The organism is Zoogloea sp. GDB6, from assembly GCF_056724105.1.
On sequence record NZ_CM161497.1, the window covers coordinates 2,308,368 to 2,319,886 of the forward strand.

An 11,519-nucleotide genomic window follows, 5' to 3' on the forward strand; every position below is an offset into this window, starting at 1 on the left:
AACATGTCGAATCTCTCCCATCAGCTTCCCGCACCCTTTGAGCACGCGCCGCTGGCGCTGGTCCCGCGTGCCATCCCATGGGGAGCGGCGGCACTTCTCATCGTGGCGTTCGCCGGTGTGCCGTGGCTGGCCGGCGACTACTGGCTCAACGCTATCCTGATCCCCTTCCTGGTGCTGTCCCTGGCCGGGCTGGGTCTCAACCTGCTGACCGGCTATGCCGGCCAGACCTCGGTCGGCTCGGCCGGCTTCATGGCCGTCGGGGCATTTGCGACGTATGCGTTCCTCTTGCGCGTGCCGGTACTGCCGCTGCCGGTGGCCCTGCTGGCGGGCGGGGCGGTCGCGGCAGCGGTCGGCTTCGTGTTCGGTATCCCGAGCAACCGCATCAAGGGCTTCTACCTGATGGCGACGACGCTGGCGGCGCAGTTCTTCCTGGAGTGGGTATTCACCAAGTTCCCGTGGTTCTACAACCATGCCTCGTCCGGCACCATCGCGGCGCCGCGCCTGGCGTTGTTCGGCCACGACATCTCCGGCCCGGTCGGACGCTACTTGCTGACCTTGTCGGTGGTGACGCTGCTGACGTGGGTCGCCCGTAACCTGGTGGGCAGCCGCCTGGGCCGCAACTGGATGGCGATCCGCGACATGGATACCGCTGCGGCGGTGATCGGCATCGATGTGGACCACCACAAGCGCCTCGCCTTCGCCGTGAGTTCCTTCTACCTGGGCATCGCCGGTGCGTTGTGGGCTTTCGCCTACCTGGGCACGGCCAGCGCAAGCAGCTTCGACATCAACCGGTCGTTCCAGATCCTGTTCATCATCATCATCGGCGGCATGGGCAGTGTCGCCGGCAACTTCATCGGCGCGGCCTTCATCAGCCTGTTGCCGATTTTCCTGAGCCAGGCCGGCCAGGCCTTGCTGGGCGGCAACGTCGATCCCGGCCAGATCCAGAATCTCCAGAAGATCATCTTCGGGGCCCTGATCATCACCTTTCTGGTCAAGGAGCCGGAAGGGCTGGTGCGTCTGCTGGCCAGTCTGCGTGAACGTCTCGCGGTGTGGCCGCTGCGCTTCTGAGTGCGGTCCGCCTCCGCACACCTTCCAAACCCGATAGAGAGAACCCCATCATGACCACTTTCCTCCGGCGCGTGGCCGTTGCGGCCGCGCTCGCCGCGGCTTTCTGCGGCCACGCCGATGCTGCGCCCAGCGAGCAGTTCTTCCCCCTCGCCACCTATCGCGTCGGCGCCTATGCCTCCAGCGGCATTCCGGTCTGGGCCGGGATGATCGACTACCTGCGCTACATCAACGAGGTGGAGGGCGGTATCAACGGCGTCAAGCTGGTCTGGCAGGAATGCGAGACCGAATGGACGGCCGAAAAGGGCATCGAGTGTTACGAGCGCTTCAAGAAGGGCCTCAACGGCGCCCCGGTGGCGGTCTACCACCCCAACGGCGCGCCTGCCGCCTACGCGCTTTCGGACAAGGCTGCTGCCGACCGGATTCCCCTCATCACCCTCGGTTATGGCCGTACCGAGGCCACGGACGGTGCCGTGTTTCCGCACAACTTTCCGGTGATGCTGACTTTTTACAGCGAGGCCTCGGCGGTCATCAACTACATCGCCCAGCGCGAAGGCGGCTTCGCCAAGCTGAAGGGCAAGAAGATCGCCACGGTCTATCACGACTCCGCCTACGGTCGCGAGACCCAGGGACCGCTCAAGCTGCTGGCGGAGAAGTACGGCTTCGAGAACATCCAGATTCCGGTGGCCGATCCGGGCAACGAGCAGTCCAGCCAGTGGCGCCAGGTACGCCAGGCCAAGCCGGACTGGGTCTTCCTGCGCACCTGGGGCGTGTCGACGCCGGTGGCGATCAAGACGGCGGCGCGCTTCGGCTTTCCGGCGGACCACATCATCGGTGACATCTGGGCCAGCTCCAACGAGGACGTGCTGCCGGCCGGCGATGCCGGCAAGGGCTACCTGGCACTGACGCCTTACCCCGGCGGCGCCGACTTCGACATCCACAAGCGCATCAAGACCCACATCCTCGACAAGGGCAGGAGCGACCTGAAGGACCCGAAGAGCTTCGGCAGCGTTTATTACAACTCCGGCCTTGTGAACGCGGCCATCGCCGTGGAGGCAATCCGCGCCGGCCAGAAGAAGTTCGGCAACCGGCCACTCACCGGCGACGAGGGCCGCTGGGGCCTCGAACACCTCAATCTCGATGACGCGCGCCTGAAGGAGATCGGCTTCCTGGGCCTGATGCAGCGCCTGCAGCTGTCGTGCTCAGACCACGAGGGCGGCGGTTCGGTACGCGTCCAGCAGTGGGATGGCAAGAGCTGGAAGCTCATCACCGACTGGGTGTCGTCCGACCGCAAGACCCTGCGTCCATTGATCGACGCCAAGTCCGTGGCGTATGCCAGGGAGAAGGGCCTCGTGCCACGCAATTGCGCCCGCGAGTCCTGATCCGGCTGTCCATCTTCCGATACCAACGATCCATTTCCAGCAACAGAGAAACGACGATGTCCAACATCCTGAAGCGCACCCTCATCGCCGCCACGCTGGCGGCCTCCGTCCTCGGCGTCAATGCGGCCAGTGCCGCCGCCAACGAACAGTTCATCCCGCTGCCCACCTACCGGGTCGGGCCCTACGCATCGAGCGGCATTCCCTGGTGGGCGGGGGTGATCGACTACCTGCGCTACGTGAATGAAGTCGAGGGCGGCGTCGACGGCGTCAAACTGGTCTGGAAGGAGTGTGAGACCGAATGGAGCACCGATCGCATCGTCGAGTGCTACGAGCGCTACAAGAAGGGCGACAACGGCGCACCCACGGCTTTCTTCTTCACCCACAGCACGCCGGCCTCATATGCCCTGATGGACAAGGGCGTGGCGGACAGAATTCCGTTGGTGGACCCGGCTGGCGGGCGCACCGAATCCACCGACGGCAGCGTCTTCCCGTACGCCTTTCCGCTGCTGCTCAACTACTACAGCCAGGCCTCGGTGGGCATCAACTACATCGCGCAGAAGGAGGGCGGATTCGACAAGCTGAAGGGCAAGAAGATCGTCACTGTCTTCCACGATTCCGCCTACGGCCGCGAAACCCAGGCGCCGATGGCGCTGCTCGCCAAGAAGTACGGTTTCGAGAACATCCAGATCCCGGTCGCCGATCCGGGCAACGAGCAATCCGCCCAATGGCGTCAGGTTCGCCAGATCAAGCCGGACTGGGTCTTCCTGCGCACCTGGGGGGTGTCGACGCCGGTGGGCATCAAGACGGCGGCGCGCTTCGGCATTCCGGTGGACCGTCTCATCGGCGACGTGTGGGCCGGTTCCGAGGCCGACGTACTGCCGGCCGGGCCGGCGGCCAAGGGCTACCAGGCTATCGCACCCTTCCCCGGCGGGGCGGGCTTCGAGATCCACAAGCGCCTTAAGAAATTCATCCTCGACGCGGGCAAGAGCGACCTGAAGGATCCCAAGTTCTTCGGCAGCGTGTACTACAACATCGGCCTCATCAACGCTGCGATGGCCGTCGAGGCGCTGCGTGCCGGCCACAAGAAATTCGGCAACCGTCCGCTCAACGGCGAGGAAGGGCGCTGGGCCTTTGAGCACCTCGACGTGACCGACGCGCGCCTGAAGGAGATCGGTTTCGTCGGCCTGCTGCAGAAACTCAAGCTGTCGTGCAACGAGCACGAGGGCGGTGGCGCCGCGCGCGTCCAGCAATGGGACGGCAAGAAGTGGGTGCTGGTGACTGACTGGGTGCAGGCCGACCGCCAGACGCTGCGCACGCTGATCGACGCCAAGGCGGCGGCTTACGCCAAGGAAAAGAACATCAAGCCACGCGATTGCAGCAAGGAATCGTGATTCCGCCGGGGCCCGGCGGGGCCCCGCCTTTCACCCCAGCGTGGAGCCTTTCCATGAGTCAACCAGTCCCCGACACTCCGACCCAGGCCTTGCTGGAGGTCGACGACATCGAGGTCGTGTACGACGGCGCCATTCTCGCCGTGGCCGGCGTGTCGCTGACCGTCGGCTACGGCACGGTGGTCGCCCTGCTCGGCGCCAACGGGGCCGGCAAGAGCACGACCTTGAAGGCCGTCTCCGGCCTTGTCCAGGCCGACCGCGCCCGCGTCAGTCGCGGCCATATCCGCTTCCAGGGGCGGCCGGTCGCCGGCGTCGCGCCCCATCTGCTGGCCCGCGAGGGCATTGTCCATGTGCTTGAAGGGCGGCATGTCTTCCCGCAACTCAGCGTCGAGGAAAACCTGCGGAGCGGTGGCTTCCTGCGCGGGCTGCGGCGGCGGGAGATGGAGGCCGCGCTGGAGCGCATCTACGCGTGGTTCCCGCGCCTCAAGGCCAAGCGCAGCACAACTGCCGGGCTCACCTCCGGCGGCGAGCAGCAGATGCTGGCGGTGGGCCGTGCGCTGATGACGCAGCCACGCTTGGTGCTGCTCGACGAACCGTCGATGGGGCTTGCGCCGATGGTCGTCGAGGAGATCTTCGAGATCGTCAGCCAGCTGAACACCAGCGAAGGCATCGGCTTCCTGATCGCCGAGCAGAACATCAACGTCGCCCTGCGCCATGCCCATTACGGCTACGTGCTGGAGAACGGACGCGTGGCCGCTGAAGGGCTCGCCGCTGTCCTTGCCGCGCGGGAGGACATCCACCACCACTACCTGGGCGCTTAGCCAGCTTGCTGCTGAGGCAGCGCCCGAGCAGCAAGCACGCTGCCCCCTCAGCAGGGCAGCGTCGCGCACGCCCGGAAAAGCGCGGCGGCAGGAGGTTGCGGCGGATGGCATGTTTTCTGCGAAACATCGGTATTCCGTGGTGCATGCATACCTGCCGCCAGGCCTCCGCCTCTTCCCGAACACCCACTTGGATATCATCAAATGAGCAAGACCATCCGCTTCAACGCCTTTGAAATGAACTGCGTCGGCCATCAGTCGCCGGGGTTGTGGACGCATCCCCGCGACCGCTCCTGGCAGTACAAGGACCTGGAATACTGGACCGACCTGGCCAAGATCCTCGAGCGCGGCTTTTTCGATGCGGTGTTCATCGCCGACGTGGTGGGTTACTACGACGTGTACAAGGGCGACAACTACCATGCCCTCCACCAGGGGGTGCAGATCCCGGTCAGCGATCCGCTGCAGCTGGCGGCGCCGATCGCGATGGTCACCGAGCACCTGGGCATCGGCATCACCGCGTCCACCTCCTTCGAACACCCTTACACGTTCGCCCGTCGCCTGGCCACCGCGGACCATCACACCAAGGGGCGGGTCGGCTGGAACATCGTCACGTCCTACCTGGAGAGTGGCGCCCGTAACGTGGGTGAGGGCGGCCTGCGGCGTCACGACAATCGCTACGAGGTGGCGGCGGAGTATGTCGAGGTGCTCTACAAGCTGCTCGAGGGCAGCTGGGAGGACGGGGCGGTGCGGCGTGACAAGGCCAGCCGCGTCTTCATCGATCCGGACAAGGTCCATGAGATCGGCCACAAGGGGCGCTATTTCGACGTGCCCGGCTACCATCTGTGCGAGCCGTCGCCCCAGCGGACCCCGGTGCTCTTCCAGGCCGGTGCATCGGGGGCCGGCAAGGCCTTTGCGGCGAACCACGCCGAGTGCGTGTTCGTGTCCACGCCGGCGCGGTCCACGCTGCAGCAATACGTGGCGGACATCCGTCAGCAGGCCGCCGCGGCCGGCCGCGACCCGTCCAAGGTGCTGGTCTATGCGCTGGTGACGGTGATCGTGGACGAGACCGACGAGAAGGCCTGGGCCAAGTTCGAGGAATACAAGCAGCACGTGTCCTACGACGGGGCGCTGGTGTTGCTGTCGGGCTGGAGCGGCATCGATTTCGGCAAGTACGCGCCGCAGGACCCGGTGCGTGCGGTGGAGACCAACGCCATCGTGTCGGTGGTCGAACACCTGGCCAAGGGCGACAAGGAATGGACCATCGACGAACTGGCGCGCTGGGCCGGCATCGGCGGGCTGGGGCCGGTTTTTGTCGGCTCGCCGTCCACCGTGGCGGACACCCTCCAGCAATGGGTCGAGGAGACCGACGTGGACGGTTTCAACCTGGCCTATGCGCTGTCCCACGAGACCTTCGAGGACGTCGTCGAGTACCTCGTGCCGGAACTGCAGCGCCGCGGCGTCTATCCCACGGCGTACAAGCCAGGCAGCTTGCGCGAGAAGCTGTTCGGTGAGGGGCCCCGGCTGCCGGACAGCCACCCGGCGGCCCGTTATCGGGATATCGAGGCAGTGAAAGCCGCGAGCCGCGAAGCGGCCTGAGCGTGCCCCGAGGTGCTCGCCGTCCCGGCACAGGGGCTCGCGAGTACCTCCGGGATAGTCATGACCCCCTTCGGGATAGTCGCGAGTACCCCGGAGGTACCCGCGCCCCCCGCCGAGGGGGTCCGTCCTGTATCAGAGGGCCTCGATTGGGTGCGGGGGATAGGGCGGGTCTGTCTTCGGGGGCCTCGCGAGGAGCTCCCGGACAGGCGGCCCCTATCCCGGAGTCTCTCGCGAGTAGCTCCGGGCTCCTCGCGAGGAGCTTTCGGACAGGGGCCGCCTGTCGGTGGGATAGACGGGGCTGTCCCGGAGGTACTCGCGAGGAGCGCGCGGACAGGGCACGACATTCGCCGAGCTCCTCACGAGGAGCATCCGGATAGTCGCGACGGTTCCGGAAGCGGTCTGGCCGAGCGGATTGCCTGGGCGGAGTGGCCCGGCCCGACGCAGGCCGTCGGACGACAGATAATTTTTCATTTACGCCTTAATAGAATCAACAGCTTGCGATCAGAAACGACACATAACCACATGCTCTTGCGACGCATAACCTTTCATTTTGGGCAGAATACGACGCATAATTTTTCACCGCTTCTTTGGAACGGGGGCAGACTCAGGCTGCTCATGCCCCAATCGCGCATCCAGTAACGCAGCGGTTTCATCTCGACATGACGCCATTGCTCATCGCGACACTAGCCACCGAGGAGCCCGGCTTACCGCAGGCTTCGATCAAGAGAACTTCTCGAAATAGGTGTGGTTTGCCTGCTATTCGTGCTTAAGCTACGCTTCCAATACATGCGTTTCTGATGAGATTTCGCAATGCCTACATCACCCGCTGCCGAGCCGTCTGACGCGGCGCCTGCGGTTCTCGCTTCTGCTGCTAGACCGCGCTACGTCATGGCCGAGTTGATCCATCAATGCGATCTGGAGGCTCCTCTCCCGGTAAACTGGGCACTCTGGGATGTGATGCCCGCGGTGGGCCGAGAGATCCTCGATCCCGACTGAACAGGCATACATGCAGCAAGTGCTCCAGTTCAAGCGCTAAGACTTCCACTTGAAGCTGCTGAGACCCCTGGTCGGGTTTTCGACGTAGGTCTTCATTTGCCTGTTGTGTGCGTCGATCCGGGGTGGAGAACTGAGCCCCTTTGAGGCAGCGTGCCCACTCAATCAGCGCCTAGGTTGAGGATTCATCGTGTGTGTGATTGAGCCGCTTCCATCGCATCCTCAGGTAGTCTGCGCTGGATAGGGTTGTCCCTGTTGGCACTGGCAATCAGAGGGTTGGACGTCAGACGACCGAAGTTCGTGATCGGCGAGTACCCGGGAGGCTCACGCTTTCATGCTGAACTTGGGGCTCATGCATGATGGCCCCTTCACAGATATCGCGCTCTATTAACAAATAGACAGGACTGATATCGGGGCGCAAATGTAGAAGTGCTCGCTCACTCCGTTTGGCCGCTAAGTACTTCTCGTAAGCGGGCGAAGGCAACCGGACTGCCAAGGCCGAGTTCAGGCGCTGTCTTGATCAGTCTTGCGTTATCGGTATCTGCCCAACCGAAATCGTCATCGTCCAATGCGATCCAGTCTTTCAGGTCAGCGCGCTGCACATAGCGAGCGATTTGCTGATAGCGTGTTGCGCGGTCCCACCAGCTATCACGGCCAAGAGGACGGAGCTCAGCGTCTACCGCCATTGCGCTGTGCCACGTAGCTCCAATGACCCGCGCTCGCAGTTCAAGAGGTAGATAATTGCGAGCCCGATTAAAGCGTAGTTCTCGCACCCAGCTGGTGCTCAATACAATCTGAATGTCCGGATGGCAGGCCAGTGCCTCAACTAGCTTTCCGGCCCACATGAATAGCTTCCCATCTGAACGCAACTCTGGGCGACCACGGACGAGGTAGACGGCATCCGGGTGAAGTACGCCGTCGTAATCAAGGAAAAGAATCATGGATATCCAATCTTGTACGTCGGCGGGGTATTCATGGGATGGGTCGGGGATGTAGGCAAAACCAGGTTGAGACTGCAGTATGCGATAGCTGCGGCTTACCGACTCCTCGGCAAGCCGCAGTCTTAGGTCGCCAAGGTGGGGAGAGCCTCGACCGCAGTCTGGACGTGGTTGAGCTGGCCGACGGGCTGTATGCGCTGAATATGTCGCTCATGACCCAGTTGGCTTGGTGTCATGCTTAGCTTCGGCTTCGTCCCAACCCTCCAGCTTCCCCTCCCAGAATGATTCCCACGTCAAACGCGGTGGTCCGCCGTTTGCCGCTTCCGCTTCGGGTCGTTGCAAGGGGGGCCGGTTTTGCCTGAGTGCAGTGGGTTTTTCCTGTGGGGCCTCGGCTGTCCAGCCATCTGGAGCCATGCGCTGTTGCCGCACCAAGTTCCGCACCGCGTCGCGCTCGTAGAGCCGGAGCTGTTTGTTCTTGCCGAACCGCAGCGGCTGCACCAGACCCTGCTTCTCTAAGTTTGGCATGTGCGTGCGATGCATGCCCAGCATCCGCCCGGCCTCCGTTGCCGTGCAATACTGGCCGCGCAGCTGCTTCACTGTCTCTATATCGTCGCGGGTGACGAATCGCCATATTCCCAAGTCGATCACCTTGACGATACCCGTGATGACCCAGTTCGAACGAAACAACGGCACTTTTACTCCGAGCTGCTCGGCCGCAGCCTCAATGGACAGCAAGTCGTCACGCAGCAGTGTGCGCGAGAGCGCCCAGTAGGATTGGCGATCAACCCGCGTAGGACGATACAGCTGTGCGGTACGCTGTAACACTCCCCGACGCAGCAGCACTGCAACCTGCTGAGTGCTGATCCCAAGTAGCTCAGCGACTTCCGATGTTGCGATCCCCTCGCGATTGGCTGTGTTCTGAGGTTCTCCTTTACGTTTCCGACCTGTGCGGGTGGGGTAGTGCTCAATGGCCTGTAGAACCTCGGTGTCGACGGATGCAACATCCACGCGTTTGAACACAGAGGTCAGTACGCGGTCAATGCCAGGGCCACCAATGGCTTTTATGCCCAGGCTTTTCAGTTTCTCACCCAAGTTGGTCGAATTGACGCCCCATTCGCGCGCTAACGTGCCTATCAACGCAAACTGCCCCTCGAATGCGCGGATCTCATCCTGTGAGACCATCATCTTGCGGCACTGATTCACGGCGCGATTACGCCCAGGCAGCCACTCGGCTGCAATGAGAGAGCGGACCACCTCTGGATGTACCTGCAAACGCAGTGCGATTGTCTTCACATCTAGCCAGCTATCATTAGAGGCCTGTTTATTCTCATCGCTATTGAACCTCGGCGAATCACACTCCAACGACTGACGTGCCAAGTAGGATTCGATCTGGCTGAACGGGATCTTGGGCTGACGTCCACCTCCGTCTGGCCAGATCAGTTGCTTAGTTCGAATCAGCGTCGACAATTCAGCCGAAGAAATTCCCAGTACCACGCAGGTCTCGCGCTTGGTCAGCGCAACAGGCGTCGATTTGCCATAGCCGTATCTCCCGACCGGCAACGGTGGAACCTTTTCCAATACCTGCTCGGCGAAATCAACAAGAGGTTGCTCCGCAGTGAGAAATGGCAGCAGTGAGACTCGTGGGTAGGTCATTTCTTGTCGTGCCAGTTGATTTGCGACCTGGTCCACGGCAAATGGACTACCCGCAAACCAATAAGTCGCAAGGGCGAGCCGGTCGAAGGCCGCCTGTGGTGCGTTGCCCAGGCCGTCAAATCGGGCCAAGGCCTCCCAAAAGCTCAACATTTCCGATACTGCTACGCCATTTTTCTGTTCAAAGAGCGACTCTAGTACGAACAGTGGGGCAGACTTAATCTGGGGAGACTTCATCGTGGTCAAAGCGGCATAGCAGTGGTTGCATCTCACCAGACAGCCACGACCGGGAGTCAATATCCTGCCACATGCGCTACAGCGGTCCAGTAGCAGGCAGTCATGCTCAACACAACCGGCGAATGGCAAGATTGACCAATGCCGCCGCCAATACGGCTCTTCTCTCAAACACCGTGGGCAGAATCGTGTGCCATCCGGTGTAAACAGCGACTCCGGCACGGGTAATCCCCCATAAAGGCGCGGGCTGTGTGACGTCGGTCCAGCACGGGACCACGCCAGATTGGCGGCGCCCTCGCCAAGCCCCAGTGCCAGCGTCAGTTCCCGATATCGTTCGGGACGGGTCCAATGCGCAATCAGCGACTCCTCGCTGCTGATGGCACGTACCTTCGAGAGCAGTTGAAAGACCGAAGCATGGCCGTTGGCTTCGGCCGCGCGGATCAGCAGGCTGGCCGGGGACTCATCTTCATAGGGAATGGGCCGGACGGGAAGGGGATGGGTTTTCATCGGCCCTCCCGCAGCACGGCGGCAAGCGCAGCTGGCGAACTCTTAAACGGGTTATCCCTGCTCAGGCTGGCCTTCGCTGTAATGCCGACATTCCAAGCCAGGGCAAAATCTTCCAGCGTCAGTTGGTTGGACTGGGCATCCAGCGCAAAGCGCGCTGCCTCCTTGATCAACGCCATGACGAACGCCGGAGAACCACCGGTTGCGGCATAGATTTGTAGGGCAATATCGAACCGATCCAGATGCGGTACGGCCCGGAATTGCAGTTTGCGCAGCAGCGTCTGCTTGATCTGGGCGAGGAATAGCAGCAGTGTCCCAGGCTCAGTGGCAGTCCCTACCCGCAAGGGAGGCAACGCAAATTCCAGCGGAAAACGTCGAGCAAGCTGGGTGTCGACGGCGAGGATGGGCGCGAACTGGGGAAGGCCGACCAAGCAGAAAGTGACCTTGGTCTCGTTGCTCAGCGATTTAATCCAGTTGCAGACGTTGTTGTTCACCCGCGTGCTAGTTTTACGGATATCGAACAGATGGTGAAATTCATCCAGGAGCACCAACTTGGTTTCACACACGGCCAGCAGCTTGCAGAGCCGCTGGGTCATCTGTGCCGTATTCCCCGCCAATGGACTCGGATCATTCAGTTTGGCCAATAAACTAGCTGCGACGGTCTTGACCGTCGCGGGGGATGGCACCTCCGCGTAAAAGGCCGGGATAAGGGTTTTTTCGACATGCTGCTCAACTTTCGTAGTGTGCGGCATCCGTGCCAGAAGGGCCCTGCAGACCGTGGTTTTGCCCATGCCGCCGTCCGCCAGCAGTAGGCTGCCGACCGGCTCACGATAGACCTCAGATTTTGCGACACAGTCCTGAATGCCCTGCATGGCCTGCGCCCACGCAGGATGCGGGATGACCACTTTATCGAGCAGCGCAACACGTTGCAGTGTGGTGATCGTTTGCATG

General features: G+C 62.2%; 8 protein-coding genes. 5 read left to right on the forward strand and 3 right to left on the reverse strand.

Going from position 1 to position 11,519, the window contains the following annotated elements; all coding sequences use genetic code 11:
• The first annotated feature begins 3 nt into the window (after positions 1-3).
• From AC1PQG_RS10455 to AC1PQG_RS10475, 5 genes are all read left to right on the forward strand, one after another.
• Entirely contained in the window at positions 4-1,068 is a 1,065-nt protein-coding gene (locus tag AC1PQG_RS10455; protein ID WP_481122502.1) for a branched-chain amino acid ABC transporter permease, read from the forward strand.
• 50 nt (positions 1,069-1,118) lie between these two features.
• Positions 1,119-2,447 carry an ABC transporter substrate-binding protein gene (locus AC1PQG_RS10460; protein ID WP_481122503.1) on the forward strand — a complete coding sequence of 443 codons (1,329 nt, stop codon included), beginning with the start codon at positions 1,119-1,121 and terminating at the stop codon, positions 2,445-2,447.
• 56 nt (positions 2,448-2,503) lie between these two features.
• Positions 2,504-3,838 (forward strand): ABC transporter substrate-binding protein, encoded by a 1,335-nt coding sequence (locus AC1PQG_RS10465; RefSeq protein ID WP_481122504.1) that lies wholly within the window; start codon positions 2,504-2,506, stop codon positions 3,836-3,838.
• Between the two features lie 53 nt (positions 3,839-3,891).
• The gene (locus tag AC1PQG_RS10470) at positions 3,892-4,656 is read left to right on the forward strand and encodes an ABC transporter ATP-binding protein (protein ID WP_481122505.1); all 765 of its coding nucleotides are present in this window, start codon (positions 3,892-3,894) and stop codon (positions 4,654-4,656) included.
• A gap of 201 nt (positions 4,657-4,857) precedes the next feature.
• Positions 4,858-6,249 carry an LLM class flavin-dependent oxidoreductase gene (locus AC1PQG_RS10475; protein WP_481122506.1) on the forward strand — a complete coding sequence of 464 codons (1,392 nt, stop codon included), beginning with the start codon at positions 4,858-4,860 and terminating at the stop codon, positions 6,247-6,249.
• A 1,430-nt stretch (positions 6,250-7,679) separates the two neighbouring features.
• Here the strand turns inward: AC1PQG_RS10475 and AC1PQG_RS10480 are convergent.
• From AC1PQG_RS10480 to AC1PQG_RS10490, 3 genes are all read right to left on the reverse strand, one after another.
• The gene (locus AC1PQG_RS10480; RefSeq protein WP_481122507.1) at positions 7,680-8,183 is read right to left on the reverse strand and encodes an HAD domain-containing protein; all 504 of its coding nucleotides are present in this window, start codon (positions 8,181-8,183) and stop codon (positions 7,680-7,682) included.
• Positions 8,184-8,390: 207 nt separating this feature from the next.
• Complete coding sequence (locus tag AC1PQG_RS10485) at positions 8,391-10,571, reverse strand: TniQ family protein (RefSeq protein WP_481122508.1); 2,181 nt, start codon at positions 10,569-10,571, stop codon at positions 8,391-8,393.
• Positions 10,568-11,518 (reverse strand): TniB family NTP-binding protein, encoded by a 951-nt coding sequence (locus tag AC1PQG_RS10490; RefSeq protein ID WP_481122509.1) that lies wholly within the window; start codon positions 11,516-11,518, stop codon positions 10,568-10,570. Before AC1PQG_RS10490 ends, AC1PQG_RS10485 begins: the two co-directional genes overlap by 4 nt.
• Between the last annotated feature and the right edge of the window lies 1 nt (position 11,519).

What these genes read in the sequence shown, in the direction of transcription:
- AC1PQG_RS10480 (WP_481122507.1), bottom strand. Translation starts at nt 8,183, where the DNA reads ATGATTCTTTTCCTTGATTACGACGGCGTACTTCACCCGGATGCCGTC.
- AC1PQG_RS10460 (WP_481122503.1), top strand. Translation starts at nt 1,119, where the DNA reads ATGACCACTTTCCTCCGGCGCGTGGCCGTTGCGGCCGCGCTCGCCGCG.
- AC1PQG_RS10485 (WP_481122508.1), bottom strand. Translation starts at nt 10,571, where the DNA reads ATGAAAACCCATCCCCTTCCCGTCCGGCCCATTCCCTATGAAGATGAG.
- AC1PQG_RS10490 (WP_481122509.1), bottom strand. Translation starts at nt 11,518, where the DNA reads ATGCAAACGATCACCACACTGCAACGTGTTGCGCTGCTCGATAAAGTG.
- AC1PQG_RS10470 (WP_481122505.1), top strand. Translation starts at nt 3,892, where the DNA reads ATGAGTCAACCAGTCCCCGACACTCCGACCCAGGCCTTGCTGGAGGTC.
- AC1PQG_RS10465 (WP_481122504.1), top strand. Translation starts at nt 2,504, where the DNA reads ATGTCCAACATCCTGAAGCGCACCCTCATCGCCGCCACGCTGGCGGCC.
- AC1PQG_RS10475 (WP_481122506.1), top strand. Translation starts at nt 4,858, where the DNA reads ATGAGCAAGACCATCCGCTTCAACGCCTTTGAAATGAACTGCGTCGGC.
- AC1PQG_RS10455 (WP_481122502.1), top strand. Translation starts at nt 4, where the DNA reads ATGTCGAATCTCTCCCATCAGCTTCCCGCACCCTTTGAGCACGCGCCG.